The following is a 17,534-nucleotide window of genomic DNA, read 5'->3' as shown; positions in this document are numbered from 1 at the left end:
TATGAGACGATTATTATCAAAAATTGAAAATAGAAAATTATATATGATTGAGCTGCTTTATCAAAAAAATGATTATATGCCCATTGAAGATCTGGCGGCCGAGCTCCAAACTTCGGTCCGAAATTTAAAAGAGGATATCGCTGAGATGGATAATTTGTCCGATATTCTTACCATTACGCTGCTGCAGGATAAAGTGAAAATGGAATTTCACCAGAATACCGGAGTTGAGTCTGTCACGCAGCATTTGATTAATCACAATTTCTCCTATAAATTACTGGAAGAAATGTTTTTTAATGAAACACTGCATTTGGAAGAACTTGCTGAATCTATGTATGTCAGTACGTCGACTATTTACCGGCAGTTCCGAAAGATCGAAGATGTTTTAAAAGAAAATTTTACTGTGGAATTGAAGACAAACCCGTGCAGAGTGTCGGGTAATGAAGAGGATATCCGTGCCTTTTACGTCACGTTTTTCTCTGAGAAATACAGTGTTTTTGACTGGCCTTTTGAAGATATCGTCAGCGAAAAACTGATGGATGATTTAGTCGAATCTCTTATTGATCTGATCGGAATCGACGTTGATTTCTCCTTCTTAAGGTATGTAAAATATGTTGGTATAATTGGACTCTTGCGCTATAAAAATAATTATTTCTTAAACGAAGATGTTGAAACCGGAAAGTATGAAATTATAGATGAAGCTGCACGGACATTTGATTTGACCGCGCTTGAAGATGCATTAGATATTAAAATTACCGAAGAAACATTATCTGAAACATTCGCAGTATTTTTACAGGCAAATGTGCCTTTTACCAATGAGGATTTTATCAAAAAAGCGAACCAAAGCCCGGTTATTACCCATTCATACTTCAGGTTGCTGGAGATGATAAATGCACTGTCTAAAAAATATGAATTGCCAATCCCCAACCGCGACGACATGATTATGGGTGTGCATAACACTTTATTTTTAGGCAGAAGCGAGCTGTATACGAACTTCATTTTAAATGATAAAAAGAGAAAATTCGTACAGGCTGCGAAAGAACTTTATCCTGATTTTTATAATGATATGTATCATTATATGACTGATTACATTGTCGATATTTATGAAAGAAACGATAAAATCTTGCTCAACCATATGATTTATACCTTCATGACACACTGGGATGATTTATTTGTTTCTCTGAAAGCCCAGCAGAAGAAAGCTTCTGTACTGCTTGTCAGCAGTAATGATATAAAACACGCCACGATGATGAGATCCGTCATCGATTTTGAGTTTTCCGAACAGCTTGAAATTACGATTGGAACCGACCTTAAAGTGATTAAGGAAGCGCTTAGCAATAATAATTACGACCTTATCATCAGCAATTTCCCGATTGAGGATAACTCTCACTCGCGAATTATTTGTGTAGAAAACATTCCAACCAGAGCTAACATGCTCACTATTATGGAGAATTTGATGTCAGTTTCTGATGAGTGAGGATGATGTCTGTCATTTTTTGTAGCCTTTCACCAGAAAAATGAAAAAAATGGATTGTTATTGTCTACAAAATAAAGCCGGATACACATGAGATTCTGTCATTGAAACCCTAAAGGATTCGGACACACATGAAATCCTGTCATCCAATCCCTGAAGAGTCCGGATACACATGAAATCCTGTCATGGAAACCCTAAAGGATCCAGATACACATGAGATTCTGTCATGCAAGCCCTATAGGGTCCGGATACACATGAGATTCTGTCATTGAAACCCTAAAGGATCCGGACACACATGAAATCCTGTCATGGAAACCCTAAAGGGCCCGAATACACATGAAATCCTGTCATGCAAACCCTGAAGAGTCCGGATACACATGAGATTCTGTCATGCAAACCCTAAAGATTCCGGATACACATGAGATCCTGTCATACAAATCCTAGAGGGACGGAGCCTGCATTAACACTCGAGAAACCGTCCTTCATCTACTTCAGCACAAAAAAAGGCCTGGAAATCTTAAAATCAAGATTCCCAGGCCTTTTTACTTTTTTATATACTCCGCACTTCTAAAGAAGTTACCAGACTTAAATTAACATAAACTTCTCCGCCGCTCCGATTCGGAAGTTTCACAAACTGATTATCTTCAAAAGTACCATCGATTAATCCAAGCAATTCATTTACCGCTTCTGTCTTGTTTACTTCCATCGTCGATCCGCCGATATAATGAATCGTAATAATTTGTTTCATTTCCTTCACCTCTTTGTAAACTATACCCGTATTTTATAACTTTAAAAATGTTAAAATTGAGCGTATTAAGGAGTGATATTATGTCACAGGGTGAACGTAATTTACAGGAAATGCACGGCACAGAACGCCGTGCGGATGCTTTTTACAACAATCAGATGATTGACTATTTAAATACGGAAATGCAGGAGTTTGTGAAAGCCCAGCAGTTTTTGTTCATGGCGACAAGCGATGCCGGCGGCAACTGTGATTCGACCTTTAAAGCTGGTGAACCGGGTTTCGTTTATATTATAGACGATAAACGTCTCATGTACCCCGAATACCGGGGCAACGGCGTCATGGCATCGCTTGGAAATATTACCGAGAATCCGCATATCGGCCTTTTGTTTATCGATTTCTTTGAAGACCTGATCGGCCTGCACGTTAACGGTGCAGCTGAAATTATTGAAAACGATGAACTACATACAATTATTCCGGATGAAGACGCCAGGACGGCTCTTTTTGAGCAGCACGAAAACCGGACAGAACGCTGGGTTGTGACGACAGTGCATGAAGCTTACATCCACTGTTCAAAACATATTCCTAAGCTCGTCGATACGAAAAATCTAACTGACTGGGGAACCGACGATACTAAGAAAAAAGGCGGCGACTATTTTAAAGTGAAACAAAGTAAAAAAGAGCGGGAATAATTACTATTGATTATGCAGTACATCTGCTGCAGTCTGTTTCATCTTCTCAACATAGGACTCACCAAGTTCGTTTTCAATAATTTCAAATGCCTCTTTAGACATAAACGGCCGGTATTCTGCATGGTGCGCATCACTTGCCACAAGTTGAATCAGGCCTTTTCGTATCAGTTCAAGTGAGTTCTCCTGCAGACCGCTGCCGAATTCTCCGCATACGGAAGCTGCAGTAACCTGGGCCAGCGCTCCCTCTTCAATTAAGCGCGCTAAAATTTGCTCATTTTTAACGAGCGGACGGCAGCGTTCGGGATGAGCAATAATTGGAGTAAGACCGAGCTCCCGAAGGGCTGTAAAAACTTCATCCACATCTTCGCGCAGTTCCGTAAAGGAAAACTCGATAAGAATATATTTGCTGCCGGCCAGTGTCAGTGCCTCTCCGGTTCGGAGCTCATCAATCAAATCATCATTGATTCGGATTTCCTGACCCGGGTGCACTTTGATGGGAAGCTGGTGTTTATCGATAATATTTTGTACTCCAGTAAGTTTTTCTCGTACAATATCTGCAGGTGTATTATACGCACCGCTGTGATGATGCGGCGTACAGATAATATCTGTAATGCCTTCGTCCACCGCCTGTTTGAGTAAATCCAGAGTTTCTTCTTCAGACTTCGGACCATCGTCTACGTTGATTAATAAGTGATTATGAATATCTATCATTAAATCTCTCCATTCACTGTAGTCATCTTTATTATACCGCGGATTAGTGTTTAGATAAAAATATCCGTTTTGATTTAAAAAATCTCTTACAAATCTATATCATTCTTTAACAGGATTTGATTTTCACTTAATTATTCAACACATCTCTGCAGATCCTTCTTTAGGCTTCTTCCTGCCTGAAACAGAAGGCGCAGACATTCATGAATCAATACCTCCAAAAGAAGAAGAGACTGTGATTGTTAAAAACTTCCCAAACAGCTTACTTAGTACTGATCTCGAAAGTAAATTAAGAGACAAAGGTGTCACAAAAATAATTGTCATCGGCATGACGACACATATGTGTATCGATGCGACAGCCAGAACTGCGGTAGATTTAAGATTTGAAACGACAGTAATTGAAGATGCGTGTGCTACACTTGACCTGTTTTATAAAGGACATGATGTGCCGGCAGAACAGGTTCACTACTCACTCATTGCAGCTTTAAATGGTATTTATGCAGAAAACACATCATCAGAAGATTTTTTGAAATAAGGTAATATATTTAAAGACAGTCCGAAAATACTCGGGATGGCTTTTTTGTACACGGATAAGCTGGAAATTTTCCCCTTCCATTTAACTTCTATTTACTGTTTAATAATTAAATAGATAAAAAAAGCCCCCTTTAAAGGGAGCTCTTGTTTTAAAGATGTTAATTATAAATCGCTGAAACTTGTAATTTTCAATTCAAGTGTCTCCGGGTCATATTCAATATTATAGCGTGTAGAGTAAGTCACGGGATCATCAATATCATCATGCATTCTGCGTGTTTCCGCATCAATTACAATCGAGTTGCCGTCTTTGCTGTAGTTGCTGAACGATACCCGCTGTATATCCATATTTCCAAATGAATCGCTGTCAAGGTTGCCTTCCAGAATATCCAGGATATCGGAACCTTCAGCAATATATGGTTCAACCTCACCGATATCATCAAACATGTACATAAACTCCAGAGCATTTAAGTAATCTCTGACCAGATTTTCAGCATTTGATTCCATATCTTCTTCAAACGATTCCCGGTTTTCTTCAATCTGTTCCTGTTCAGATACTTTATCCCGCTGGTCATACATTGCTTCTTCGTCAAATTTCACTTCAAGCGTATAGTAAGGAATAGATTCGTCATAATCGGAAAACAGTTCGTCACTATCTTCATTTATATTAAGCGTTACGCTGTCCATGTTAAAAGTTTCACCGCCGTATTCGACTGTTCCTTCTATTACGTATTCCTCATTATATTTAAATGGACCGATTTGCGGATATGAATCGAGTTCTTCATCTTCTGCGAACGGTTCGCCGTTCAAAGTCAATGAAATATCTTCGCTGCTGATATCCAAACCGTAGAAAGAAAGTGCAGGTACAATCAGTTCTACGTTATAAAGATCTGCATTCAAAATACCTTCTACTCTATCATAGGACTCTGCAAAATTTACTTGAACTGATGCGTTATATTCTTCTGATTCATTAATAATTCCGGCACCTTCAAAATTATATTTACCCGGAATCAGTTCGTTAAACTTACTGTCGCTAGTATCCCACGATACAGTTTCCCCATTAAATTCGTAGTTAAAAGTATCCAGCCCGCCGCTTTCTTCAACATATACATTGGATTTCGGGATACTAAACTGATAATCATCGAAGAATAAATATTTAGAGTCGTTTTGTTCAATCGACAGCAGCGTATGTAGCCCGTCATGAATGTCATTGCCGGACACACCGTCACTGAGATACGTCTTTTGTTCATTAACCATATCCTGATATTGAGACATGCCGATTTCACTGTCTACATAAGCAAAGTAAGCCAGTGCTTCTTCTTCTGATATATCGGTGTTGACTGCGTTTTGAAATGACTCTGTGTCTTCACTTGTTACAGCGTCACTGATATCATCGAGTGCAGCGTCCGGAGATGCCATATTTTCAAGTACTTTATAAATTATAAACAGAGCAATAATCACTGCTGCTGCAATGCTGATAATCGTAATTAACTTTTTCTTTTTCTTCGGATTCATAGGTTCGCGCGCAGCATCATCTGAAGCTGTCTGTGACGTAACATAAGCCGGCTGCTCTTTCTTATCAACGTCTTGTGCGGCTACAGGAGTACCGCAGTGAGTGCACACTTTAGCGTTATCGCGAATTTCATGTCCGCAATTCTTACAAAATTTCATTGGCTCCTCCTAATTTAAAACATAAATAAATCTTCCATATAATACAGAGATTGTGCAATTGCAATACGGACTAAAATATAATAAATAATTGCATTAATAATAAAATAAATAATTAGTGAGTAATAACTGTCAAACTTCACATTATGATTCTGTGCGTACTTCAAGAAGATATAAATCGGTGCTGTAATAAATAACAGTGATCCAACTACCCAGAAAAGCATACCGATTTCCACCAGTGTAATTGCTGAAAAGGCAATTGCCACTACAAACAGGCCGAGTACAATCGTTGTCGAAACAGAAAGGTCATGCAGAATCTGCTGCCAGCTCTTCGCATTTTTCAACAATAAAACATTCATGAGCATGGTGACCCCGTAATATATCGCAATTAATACTGCCAGCACGAAGAAAATTCTAAACAGTACAGAGAATGGCACTGACGTGTAAGGACCTGCCAGCGACCGCCCCATAATAAAGAAGAGCAGACTGACAATTACTGCTGCCATACCAACCGTCCCAGATGTAACAGATGGAGCGTAAATTTTGTCAGCTCCTATCATTCTTCCCGGTCTTAAAAAAGAATTTTTAATAAAAGATAAAACCGTTTTAAAATATGTATTGCTGTTAGGTACTGAAGTACCTGCTTGTGCCTGCTGATTTGTATCAGACACCATCTTAATATGACCGTTGTCAGGCTCGTTGTCTGTGATTTTTGAAACATCTGTTCCGCACTCTCCGCAGAAACGGTCACCTTCAAAAATCTGCATTTTACAATTTGGACATTGCATAAATTTTCCTCCTTTTCCTTATTTACATTAATTATAACAATCATTGCTTTTATAACAATAACTTATCAGAAAATTTATTCTTATAAACCAGATAAAAAGAACATACATTTAACTATTTTCGCCAATATTATACAGGTAGTTCTTTAAAGAATATATAAAGTTCATATATTGAGATTAATTTATATACATGAGATGGTATTATGTTTAGAAGTATTATAGCTTCAAATCACAAGAAATTTCATCTTGCCCCTGTCAGACAACAGAGTGAGTGCGGTAAATGATATTCCAACAAACAAAGATATTAATTTGATTAATCATCAAAATAAAAGAAATATGATTGAGCGATAATTAAAAAGCAGAGGTGTAAACGTTAATGAGTTTACACCTCTGCTTTTATTAATTTAGGATTATCCTGAGATTTTTCTATTCAGTCGACTTGCCGAACTTTCTGCGTTCCGCTTCAAGTTCCAGTTCGTCCACTTCGTCATCCAGATATGTTTCATCAGGAAGATTTTCTATCGGTTCATTGAACGACACAGGACCGTCCAGAATTTCTTCTTCCACTGCTACGTTCTCTATTCTGTCTTCGACATCTTCGGCTTGTTCTCCGCCGTAAGTATAAGCCCCGCAATTCGGACAAATAGCGGTTTCTTCGGCGAGTTTCGCACCGCAATTTTGACATGCATCCATAATGTAAACCTCTTTTCAGTTTATATTCTCTCAGACGAATACCCTTATCAAAGATATCTAGTCATTTCAGAGTAAGAAAAAAACTTCCCGGCATTACCGGGAAGTATCATTCAGTCTTCATCCGCACGGCCGAAATCACTGCGTTCTTTTTTCTGCTGTTTATTTAACTCGTCTTCAGGATAATTCTCTTCCGGCATATCTTCCATCTTATTATCTTTGCCGGGACCGTTTAAGAACTCCTCTTCAGGTGCTCTTTCCTGAATCAGACCGTTGGTATCTGTGAAATTCTCATCTTCGCGGATGAACTCTCCGCATGTTGGACAGACTCTTGTGCCTTCCAGTACTTCTTCACCGCAATTTTGACATGTCACCATCGGGATCACTCACTTTCAGTAAAGTATTTTCTAATAGATAAATACCCAATTAGATGTATATTAGTCATTTATTAATCAATCAAAATAAAAAAACCGTCCCTAATACAAATTAAGAACGGTGCAAATTTAAAATTACACCAGCTGATCTTTAAACATATCATCGTAAAATGACAGTGTGAATACCGAGTAGAATGATACCAGCGGTGACTGAATTAAATTGTTTTTCCATGCTGTTTCAAAGGCATTATCGATGTTGTAGTCTAATACCGTCGTATAGAAGACATCATCGTAAATCTTGCTGAGCACATGGTTGTTGCTTGCCTGCAGCTGATTGATGACAACTTTAAGTGTCTCGTTCATATCGCCTGTGTTCTGCTCCACAAGACGCAGCAGCGGTTCGAGTTCTTTCGTCAGCTGAATCAGCTGAGCGCGGATTTCCTGGTTCTTGTCTTCAAGTTCCTTAGGAAAATCTAAAGGATAAAAGTCCTGATCAGTTTTTTCCAGAGTAAATCTTTCAAGTACTTCAAATTCTGAAGGATACTGCACTTTCTTATCTTCGCTCAGGACGCCATGAGTACTTTGCATGAGCGATAACCTGATTAAATCGATTCTGACGAAAGCGCGGCAAAGTTTCACTACAGATAAGTGATTGAAACCTTCTTCTTTGAATTGAGCTAAAATATCATCCAGTTTTTTGGACTGTGCTTCAATCATCTCCGGCAGACGGGTCATTCTGTATGTAAAGTTTCTATAGTCTGTCTGATTCAATAATTCTTCTTTAGTTTCTTTATAGCTTTTCATGTAATCCCCTATTCTTTATGTCATTATTAACAGTTTAACATACAGGGGATTAAAATTTGATGCTCCTGCTGATTTTATTACTGATATCTTAAGCGGGATACTCTTCTGTATCTGCTCTTATTATAAAGCAGTTTGTCTTTAGTAAAGAATTTATAATTACGCAGCAGATATAATACTAACTTCACCGCTTCAGATGAATATTCGAGCAGTGTCGTTTGATGATTAACACCTATAAATTTTAAGTTCCTGTTCCCGTTAAACACCTTGTTAAAGATTATTCTGGTACGGAAAATATGGTACTGGCTCGTAACAATGATGACATGACTGTAATCTAACCTGGATAGTATCTGCTGAATTTCTACTGCGTTGTTGTAGGTGGTCGTTGAGAAGTATTCTGTGAGGATATGACGTTCGTCTATATAGTCGTAGCTGGAGTTTAAAAGATCTTTCGTACCGCGGAGTTCGTTGCCATCATTAAATGACGTAATCAATATATGGGCTTTGTCGCAATCAAATTTCTGGTAGAGATCTGCGACTGCTTTAAAGCGGCGGTAATCGCCGTCAAGGTAGACAATTAGTGTTTTATTTTCATAAGACATAACAGTACTCACCTCATCTGTATTCTTACCTGCAGTGTAACAGCCCAGTATGTAGATACAGTTTTACCGAAGTAAAATTAGTGTAAATAAAAACCGTGAGATATCCTCTCACGGCTTGCTGTTATTCTGCAGTTGTTAAATTAATAGAATCTTCATTGTACTGATTGAAACTCACCATAATACGGTCCGCTTCTTCTACAGTATCGAGTGTCATTGGCGGCTCTCCGCTGTATTGAATCGTTTCAATGAAATCTTCTCCGTTAAAATAAGATACGTAGCTTGAACGGTTAATTTCATAAGTATTAAATGGATCATAGTCAATATAATCAGTAGTCATCATTTCTTCATTTTCAACAGCTTCACCATTGTAGCCCATCCAGCTGCCTTCAGTGAGCGATCCCATATCCATCAGATTATCATCTGAACCGCCACTGCACGCTGATAAGAGCATAATTCCCACTAGTAAACTCATAAAAGACAATTTGGTTTTCATTGATGTTCCCCTTTTCTGTTTAAAGTAAGTAACAGTTAAATAATAGCATAATATTGCTGCCTGTCTAACTGTTAACCAAAGAGATTATATAAGCCGAAGCGGTAGCCCCATGTTTTTATAAACTCTCCAATCCAATGGGAAAAGGCATCTTCTCTGTCGAGTCCTTTTTTTCCTTCAAGATTTGAAGCGGAGATATAGTTAAAGATCTTGTCATTATCATTGAGCCGTTCGAATGCTAGTTTTGCCCGTTTAAGATGGTAATCACTTGTAACAATCATTGCGGACTCAAAATTATTATCGTCCATAATCTCTATAGTTCTCTCTGCATTTGAATACGTGCTGGTAGATTCAGTATCAACGATCACATCTTTCTCTTCAACACCGTAATGGCGAACGATAGATGTAAGCTCTTCGGCATTATATCTGTCGCCTGCTGGGGTAATCAGCACTTTAGAGGCATAGCCTGACTGATATAAATCAGCAGCCTTCTCTACACGGCCCTGATCCCCGCCGCCGAGAATTACAATCACATCGCTGTCTTCAGGTGAATCCGCTTCTCCAGGTATAAAGCTTTCTATTAAAATTGCTATAAATATAAGAGCAAGAATAACAAGTAAAGGAATTGCAATTTTAATATTCATGAGTGCCTCCGCATTTGATATTATTCAATTTCAACGAGCTGCATGCCGTTTCTATTACTTTTATTGAAGCTGAGTATTACACCATCAGCCTCTTCAACTATGCTAAGCATATCAGGAGTATTTTCATAGAGCTCTGTTTTAATAAACTCTTCACCATTGAAGTAAGATACATAAGTATCACGGCTGACTTCATAGTCTTTTTCTGGATTATACGGAATGAACTGCGACTGCATCATTGCCTTGTTGTTTTCTGAAATACCTTTATAATTAACCCAGCGGTCTTCTACGAGATTGACTTTGTTGATAAGGTTAGAGCTCGTTGCCTGGGTAGTAGAAACATTATCACAGGCAGATAGAAGTAACAGAAAAGAACAAAGACACAAGAAGAAAATGGTTTTGAAGTAATACATGAGAGCCCTCCACAAATTGATTCATTAAAATCATACTATTTTAAAGGTAATTGAAGCAATTAATATCAAATATAAGTGCCCAATAAAAAAATAAGCCAGGTCTTAGACCTGACTTAAATATCTTCAAAATCTACAATTGTTAAGGTTAGTGTTTCCGGATCATAATCTAAAGTATATACTGTTGAGAAACTAGTTGGTTCATTTAAGGCGCCATATTCTCTTTTTGAATTAGCAGTTAAAGTAATTACATTACCATCTTTACTATAATTGCTAGTACTTACAGAGTATATGTACATGCCATCGAATGTACCGCTTGCGATATTATTAGATAAGGAGTTGTATACGCCTGACCCTTCTTCAATGTAATCTTCTACTTCGTTTATATCTTCAAACAAATACATCGCTTCAAGAGAATATATATAATTTTCAACAAACATTTTAGCGTTGTCTTCTAAATTTTCTTCAAAATCCTCTCGTGCGCTTTCTTTCATTTCCTTGTTCATTTGTTCATCTGCAACTTCTCTAATTTCATCTTCATCGTGCTCTAATTCTAAAGATACGACAGGTTCCACTAAGCCATTTGAAGTATATTCTAATATAATATCTTCTTGTTCAGGATTAACAACCTGTGCCCCATCAGTCAATTGTTTTCCGCTCGCACTAACTATAGTTTCTATACTAACTTCTTCACCGATTTTAAATGGACCTATAGTTACTTCATACTGGCTGAAATCAGCCGAAGTATCTTCACCGTTTACTTTGATAGCAATGTCATCAAAATCAATATCTATGCTGGAATATGATATATTTTCAGTTAAATTAATCTTAAAGTATCCGGGATTGAAGCTAGCTAATGTATCATTAGTTAAGTCCACATTGATTACTCCATTATACTCGTCTTCTCCAATTTTAGAGACACCTTCAAAATTATAGATACCAGGAATTACATCAACAATCTTATCTGTTGTTCCATTCCATCTCCGCTCTTTGCCATTATAGTCATAAGTGAATTCATCGATATTAAAATCTTCATAACTGAAAACTGATACTTTCGGGATTTTAATATCATAATTTTTAAATAAGATATATTGCTTACCGTTTTCTTCAACAGTTAAAAGTGTATTCATACCGTCGTTCACTTCATCATATACCATGTTGTCTGTTTCCATGAGTGAAGAAAGATCTTCGCTCATAGTATCTTTTCCTTCCGATTCATTAATATATGCAAAGTACGCTTCAGCATCTGTTTCGCTAATCTCATTATCAATATTCTCAACTAAGAGAACGGCATTCTCTTCTTCAATTGCCTGGCTAATGTTCTCTATTTGTTTTTCAGGTGACAGCATTTGACTAATAACTACCAGTGCAATTATAACAATTAGTATTAAAATTGCTGCCACAATGATAATTGATTTATTCTTCTTAGACATTCCGTTATTCTTAACAGTTCTTTTACCTTCTAAATTATGCTCACAGTTAGGACAAACAGTGACACCTTCTCTAAGCTCGTAACCACAGTTGCTGCAATATTTCATTTACCTTCTCCTTTAAGTTCTTAAAAATTAAATGCAGTTGTAAAAATCTGATTAATCCAATAGTTGTAAATTAAGTGAGTCACAATACCGACGAGTATGATGTGTATCAATAAAACATAGAATGAATCTATTTTCTCTTCTGTTTTAACGTGCTTTTTGTATATATAATATGTTCCGACACTTAAAGAAAGAAGTGCGAAAATGTTAAATGTTAATGGAATATAAGATACGCTTAATATAGAAAAAACTGATGATATTATAAAAAACACTAATGAAATAACAGATAAGCTCACATAACTTTTAATCATAATACTTAAATCTACTGGTTTACTCGATGCAATATAAAATAATATAATCATCGCAATTAAATATGCAGCCAATATGCCTGCATAGATGAAAATGGCTCTTAAAAATATACTTAGACTAGTTCCAAAATTTTGGTAGAATCCTTCGTAGTATACAAAGGAAAGAAAGGCTAGGATTAAAAGTAATATTCCAATGGACGTTATGATGGTGTATGTATTAAACAGTTTTGGCGTCTCGATTACTTGAGACGGCGATTTTGCGAGTGTTTTTATGTATGTTGCAATATTTAGATCAGTTTTAGATTGTGAGTTCTCCACTTCAACTAAACATTGTCCACAATGACCGCAAAACTTGTCTCCTTCAAATATTTCTGCCTTACAATTTGGGCACTGCATAGAATCACCTGATTTCTTATTCAATACTATTATTATCAGGATTTTCCAATCATTTTACAATATGGGAAATATTTATTTTCAGTTTAAATACGACCTTTTTATACTTATATTTATTATTTACATATTTTTTAGTTTTCTAAGCGAGTATTTACGATGCAGTGCTCTACACTTTTATTTTGATCTATGTATTAATTTTAAAGTGATAATGATTTTCTAAGATAATATTAGATATACAAAATCACAGATGTAATATATTATTAGTATTTGATATAAATCAAATACTAATAATATATATAGAAGGGATTTCTTATGAATAATAATGATTTAAAATATTTATTAACTCATATTAACCTAGACAAAAAAAACATTTATAATAGCAAAATTAAAGCTGGAACAAATGGAACCTATATTGATTTTTTAAAAAATAATAATATAAACTATAAAATTAATGAGATAGACTCAAAAGTTAAGAGTATTACGATAATGACCTTGGATAATCAAATGATTGATATTATTGCAAACCCACTCTACCCCAATAACAATGAGTATGGAATTTCAATTATGAAAGATAAATTTAAAACAGAAGAACATTTAAAAGAATATAAAATGAATACAACAGATTCAAAAATCTATCAATATAACGATTATGAAACAGCAAAAAAAGATTTTTTTAAAAATAATCCTAATCGGAAAGCTGTTATTAAGCCACTAAATGGCAGTTTGAGCCGTGGTGTGTATGTTAATGTTTCTAAAGAAAGATTTGAGCAAAATTGGAGATTCAGTCTACAAGAAAGGAACAATAATTTAAAAGCCAAAGCGATAGTTCAGGAATATTTAGAAGGCTTCGAAGTACGGGCAACTATATTACAGGGAAGATTAGTATCAATAATAGCTAGAATTCCTGCATACGTTATAGGAGATGGAACGAGTACTATAAAGCGTTTAATTAAGCTCAAGAATATAGAAAGAAAAAGATGCAATTATTTAAGAAAACACTTAATCAACATAACAGATAAACATACTGAATTTTTACATTCCCAAGGCAAGACTTTAAAGTATATTCCAGATACAGGAGAGTCTGTTTTATTAAACTCTGTATCTAACGTTGTGAATGGAGGAGAAGTTATAAACATAACTAACTTAATCTCAGAAGAAATAAAAGAATTCGCTTTAAATGTGCTGGCGACCTTTCCAGGTATGTATTCTGGAGGTTTAGATATTATGATTAAGTCGTTTAATGACCCTAATCCACATATTCTTGAAGTAAATAATTTTCCGGTTATCACACTTACTAAATACCCAACTTATGGAGCTCCTTGTGAGCCTGAAAAAATAATGATAGAATCTTTAATTTCTCAGTATCAATTCACGAATAAAGTTTCATCTCCTTATAATATTGAGAACCAAGAATTATATATAAAGGATTTTATAAATTTTTCTAAACGTAAAGTAAGTATAAATAATAAACGTTTAAATTAGTAATACCATAATAGTAACTCCCCTAGTTTATACGACTCTATAATAAATACGGTTGATGACTCAAACGTCATTAATCGTATTTTTCTGTAAAAAGGTATAAAAATAGCGCAAATGTTCTTTATAATGAAGTCACCACAACCCATAGAAAAGGAACATTTACGCCTATGAAGCATTTTATACTATCTTTACTCCAAATAAAAGAAAATAATATTGATTTTACGAATACAACAGTAGAAGAAGTCAGTCACAAAGGCATGAAGTCTTTGTTTATTACAGCTAAACTCACGTATCATCCGACGCATTGTCCCGATTGCGGATGCATTAATGCCGGTTTCAGTATTGTTAAAAATGGAACGTGTGTGTCTAGAATCACTCTGCCACACATCTCTGGACTACCCGCGTTCTTAAAGCTGTCTAAGCAGCGCTACTTGTGTAAAGACTGCGGACACAGCTTTACAGCAGAAACATCCATCGTCGAAAAGCATTGTCATATCTCAACGCGGACCCATCAATGGATTGCCCATCAATGTGATCAGCGACTCACTGAAAAGTACATCTCAGAAATGGCCAGTGTATCCACGACGACGGTGCGTCGGGTGATTGAACACACAGCCCGTGCCATTCGTCAGCGTCCGACGCACGCATTACCTGAACATTTATGTTTTGATGAATTTAAAAGTGTAAAACCTGTGGATACCGCGATGAGCTTTATATTCTGTGATGCCGTGAGTCATCGGGTCATTGATATCGTTGAAGATCGTCAGCAATATGCCTTAACGCAGTATTTCTGACGCTATGATCGCGCTGTTCGATATCAGGTCAAAACCATTACAATTGATATGTACGCGCCTTACATCAATGTCATCAAAGTGTGTTTCCCGAATGCCAAAATTATCATTGATAAGTTCCATCTGGTGCAAGCGTTAAATCGTGAACTGAATCAAACTCGGATCCAAGTCATGAATCAACACCGTCATCAAGATCGCCCACTCTACAATAAGTTTAAACGATACTGGAAACTCCTATTAAAACAGCCGAACCATTTAACCCGGACTGAATATAAAAAATTCCGGCTGTTTTCAGAATGGAAATCAACATACGGTATTGTTCAGTACCTACTCAGTGGGGATGAGACATTAGATGCCAATTATCATTACGCTCATGCGCTGTCTGATGCATTAAGACAGGGCCATATGCACCGATTTAAAGAATTGATTGATACATCATCAACAGTTCCCTTGTCGTCTGGAATGAGAAGAGTACTCCGCACATTCAAAAAATATTATCCGCATATTGAACATACATTACACTATCCGAAACTGACCAATGGCCCATTAGAAGGCATTAATAACAGTATTAAGACATTAAAACGGGTGGCTTTTTGGCTATCGAAACTTTGCGCATTTTAGAGATCGTATATTATTGATGACACGACTGTATCAACCAAAACCAAAAGCGCCTAACTCGCTTATCGCAGGTTAGGCGCTCAGATTTAATTGTTCATCAACCCTACTTGATGTAGAGCCGTTTATACAAGGGGAGTTACTATTATGTCCGTTGAAGATTTATTTGTCTAATATAGTTATTTAAGTTAAATTCCAAAGTGTTATCATTGAGTTTTACCGCGTTAATTTTTGACTTATTATCATCAAATAAAGAAGTAATAAATGTAGATTCTAAATTATTTTTTCTAAATTCAATTTGATGAGTATTCAATAATACATTAAACTTCTCAGAGTAAAAACCTCTATTTTCATCTTCAATTGTATAGTATTTATTTAAAGTACGTTTTGTATGCTCCTGTAATCTGAGCAGTTTTCCATTTTTAGTTTTCAGTATAAACTCGTTTTCTCCCTCAGCTGATACTTCAATATCTGGGTGCAAATTATAGTTTTGACCCATAAACTGACGTTCATTTGAGCTATATCTATCTATTACTAGAAAACCATATTCTTCAAAGTATATAATATCTCTGAAAATTTTAATATTTTCAAATAAGTGATTTATACCTGCAAGATGAATATATTCATCGTTCTCATAAACAAAGTTAATTCTCATTTTTTCAATATCATAAACTACATCGGTTAAACTGTATTTCTCGTGCATCTTATAAATAGTAGAATGGCCTTGTGGAGAACTGATAAATGTTCTTTTAGGATTTCTTCTATCATAGGTATACTTTCCAGAATCAATCAATATATCTTCGCCTTCGTAGTAATAATTAATTGATAAGTCATCATGGTGCTTGTGTGATGTAAGTAAATAGCCTGACTTAAAAGAGAACCATGTCGATTTGCTCAAATCTTTAATATTCTTGGTATTTATAATTGCTAAACCTGCTTGATAATCTATAAAATTTTCGTAATTTTTTTCAAAACTAGCTATATTTAAACCGGTATCACCTATAAGGGGATATGACAAATCAGGTTTAACTATCTTACGATTATTAAGAAAACTTTTTTCAATAATTTTTCTACAGGTAGCATCGAATTCTAAGTCCATCATATCAATCAGTCTTATAAAACGACTTGAAAGATTTTGTGTTAACCTGTGATATTCTGGAGAGTTTTCTAAATTATAACTTTTACTTGAGAATAATTTATAAATTATTCTCTCCATACGAAGTGTTGCTTTTTCTTGAAACACTCTAGCTGTATCTTTATCAGTAATAAAATTACTTAAAAATAGTAGTGCTTCGTCACTCATCATACCGTGATTATTTTCAGAATAATGTTCTTTCATCGCTAAAAATTCACAATGTTTTTTTATAGTTTTTTCAAATATACTATTCTCTAATTTAAATTTTTCAGGTACATTAGTTTGGAAATAAACTATATTTTTCATCCTACTCGCCGCACTATGATCTTTCCAAGCAGAATTCTTAGTATCAAAAGATTGATTATCTTCGCTATTTAACCATTCTACAATAACTTCTTTTGCTTTTTCTATATACTTATCTTCATTTTTCACTAAATAGCTATTAGTTAAATACCTAACCATATGCAGACAATGTAAATAAACTTGATAAGTCGCTCTTGCATGGTTATGTTTATAATTCCAGTTAATATTATCATTAAATTTCACTGAATCAAATTTACCAAAAAATACAAATTCATTTTCTAATGCTTTCTCTGAGTTTTTACTATGTGATATTTGTTTATTAAAGCCATTATGTTGATTCAATTTATTTAATTTCTTTTCAGATAACGAA

The 17,534-nt window shown here is 35.6% G+C and carries 18 protein-coding genes and 1 pseudogene; 5 read left to right on the top strand and 14 right to left on the bottom strand.

Annotated features, from left to right (window positions below):
- The first annotated feature begins 1 nt into the window (after position 1).
- Positions 2 to 1,474: a M protein trans-acting positive regulator PRD domain-containing protein gene (locus tag MHH58_RS05190; protein WP_341345228.1), complete on the top strand. Its 1,473-nt coding sequence runs from the start codon at positions 2 to 4 to the stop codon at positions 1,472 to 1,474.
- A 547-nt stretch (positions 1,475 to 2,021) separates the two neighbouring features.
- Here MHH58_RS05190 and MHH58_RS05185 read toward each other — a convergent pair.
- The gene (locus MHH58_RS05185) at positions 2,022 to 2,219 is read right to left on the bottom strand and encodes a hypothetical protein (protein ID WP_115884581.1); all 198 of its coding nucleotides are present in this window, start codon (positions 2,217 to 2,219) and stop codon (positions 2,022 to 2,024) included.
- A gap of 80 nt (positions 2,220 to 2,299) precedes the next feature.
- Between MHH58_RS05185 and MHH58_RS05180 the strand changes: the two genes are divergently transcribed.
- Entirely contained in the window at positions 2,300 to 2,905 is a 606-nt protein-coding gene (locus MHH58_RS05180) for a pyridoxamine 5'-phosphate oxidase family protein (protein ID WP_341345227.1), read from the top strand.
- Between the two features lie 3 nt (positions 2,906 to 2,908).
- Here MHH58_RS05180 and MHH58_RS05175 read toward each other — a convergent pair whose 3' ends face one another.
- On the bottom strand, positions 2,909 to 3,616 hold the full coding sequence (locus tag MHH58_RS05175; protein ID WP_341345226.1) for a tyrosine-protein phosphatase: 708 nt from the start codon (positions 3,614 to 3,616) through the stop codon (positions 2,909 to 2,911).
- 130 nt (positions 3,617 to 3,746) lie between these two features.
- On the opposite strand from MHH58_RS05175, the gene MHH58_RS05170 reads away from it, so the two are divergent.
- On the top strand, positions 3,747 to 4,148 hold the full coding sequence (locus MHH58_RS05170) for an isochorismatase family protein (RefSeq protein WP_341346089.1): 402 nt from the start codon (positions 3,747 to 3,749) through the stop codon (positions 4,146 to 4,148).
- 161 nt (positions 4,149 to 4,309) lie between these two features.
- Here MHH58_RS05170 and MHH58_RS05165 read toward each other — a convergent pair whose 3' ends face one another.
- The 11 genes from MHH58_RS05165 to MHH58_RS05115 form a co-directional block, all read right to left on the bottom strand.
- Entirely contained in the window at positions 4,310 to 5,815 is a 1,506-nt protein-coding gene (locus MHH58_RS05165) for a TcaA second domain-containing protein (protein ID WP_341345225.1), read from the bottom strand.
- Between the two features lie 14 nt (positions 5,816 to 5,829).
- On the bottom strand, positions 5,830 to 6,600 hold the full coding sequence (locus MHH58_RS05160; RefSeq protein ID WP_341345224.1) for a zinc ribbon domain-containing protein: 771 nt from the start codon (positions 6,598 to 6,600) through the stop codon (positions 5,830 to 5,832).
- Between the two features lie 423 nt (positions 6,601 to 7,023).
- Entirely contained in the window at positions 7,024 to 7,290 is a 267-nt protein-coding gene (locus MHH58_RS05155; RefSeq protein ID WP_341345223.1) for a zinc ribbon domain-containing protein, read from the bottom strand.
- A 110-nt stretch (positions 7,291 to 7,400) separates the two neighbouring features.
- Positions 7,401 to 7,664: a zinc-ribbon domain-containing protein gene (locus tag MHH58_RS05150; RefSeq protein ID WP_135096398.1), complete on the bottom strand. Its 264-nt coding sequence runs from the start codon at positions 7,662 to 7,664 to the stop codon at positions 7,401 to 7,403.
- Between the two features lie 132 nt (positions 7,665 to 7,796).
- Entirely contained in the window at positions 7,797 to 8,465 is a 669-nt protein-coding gene (locus MHH58_RS05145; RefSeq protein ID WP_341345222.1) for a hypothetical protein, read from the bottom strand.
- Positions 8,466 to 8,542: 77 nt separating this feature from the next.
- Positions 8,543 to 9,064: a YdcF family protein gene (locus tag MHH58_RS05140; protein WP_341345221.1), complete on the bottom strand. Its 522-nt coding sequence runs from the start codon at positions 9,062 to 9,064 to the stop codon at positions 8,543 to 8,545.
- Positions 9,065 to 9,185: 121 nt separating this feature from the next.
- On the bottom strand, positions 9,186 to 9,536 hold the full coding sequence (locus MHH58_RS05135) for a hypothetical protein (RefSeq protein WP_341345220.1): 351 nt from the start codon (positions 9,534 to 9,536) through the stop codon (positions 9,186 to 9,188).
- 92 nt (positions 9,537 to 9,628) lie between these two features.
- Entirely contained in the window at positions 9,629 to 10,198 is a 570-nt protein-coding gene (locus tag MHH58_RS05130; RefSeq protein ID WP_341345219.1) for a YdcF family protein, read from the bottom strand.
- A gap of 20 nt (positions 10,199 to 10,218) precedes the next feature.
- Positions 10,219 to 10,608 carry a hypothetical protein gene (locus MHH58_RS05125; RefSeq protein WP_341345218.1) on the bottom strand — a complete coding sequence of 130 codons (390 nt, stop codon included), beginning with the start codon at positions 10,606 to 10,608 and terminating at the stop codon, positions 10,219 to 10,221.
- Positions 10,609 to 10,721: 113 nt separating this feature from the next.
- Positions 10,722 to 12,143 carry a TcaA second domain-containing protein gene (locus tag MHH58_RS05120; protein ID WP_341345217.1) on the bottom strand — a complete coding sequence of 474 codons (1,422 nt, stop codon included), beginning with the start codon at positions 12,141 to 12,143 and terminating at the stop codon, positions 10,722 to 10,724.
- A gap of 20 nt (positions 12,144 to 12,163) precedes the next feature.
- Positions 12,164 to 12,523 (bottom strand): hypothetical protein, encoded by a 360-nt coding sequence (locus tag MHH58_RS05115; protein WP_341345216.1) that lies wholly within the window; start codon positions 12,521 to 12,523, stop codon positions 12,164 to 12,166.
- Between the two features lie 630 nt (positions 12,524 to 13,153).
- Between MHH58_RS05115 and MHH58_RS05110 the strand changes: the two genes are divergently transcribed.
- Together MHH58_RS05110 and MHH58_RS05105 are read left to right on the top strand one after the other, a co-directional pair.
- On the top strand, positions 13,154 to 14,323 hold the full coding sequence (locus MHH58_RS05110) for a hypothetical protein (protein ID WP_341345215.1): 1,170 nt from the start codon (positions 13,154 to 13,156) through the stop codon (positions 14,321 to 14,323).
- Between the two features lie 164 nt (positions 14,324 to 14,487).
- Positions 14,488 to 15,805, top strand: a pseudogene (locus MHH58_RS05105) (ISL3 family transposase).
- A gap of 66 nt (positions 15,806 to 15,871) precedes the next feature.
- Here the strand turns inward: MHH58_RS05105 and MHH58_RS05100 are convergent.
- On the bottom strand, positions 15,872 to 17,506 hold the full coding sequence (locus tag MHH58_RS05100; RefSeq protein ID WP_341345214.1) for a heparinase II/III family protein: 1,635 nt from the start codon (positions 17,504 to 17,506) through the stop codon (positions 15,872 to 15,874).
- Positions 17,507 to 17,534 lie beyond the last annotated feature (28 nt).

The organism is Jeotgalicoccus sp. FSL K6-3177 (assembly GCF_038050175.1).
Classification (GTDB): Bacteria; Bacillota; Bacilli; order Staphylococcales; family Salinicoccaceae; genus Jeotgalicoccus; species Jeotgalicoccus nanhaiensis.
This window is presented reverse-complemented; position numbering and strand designations above follow the sequence as displayed.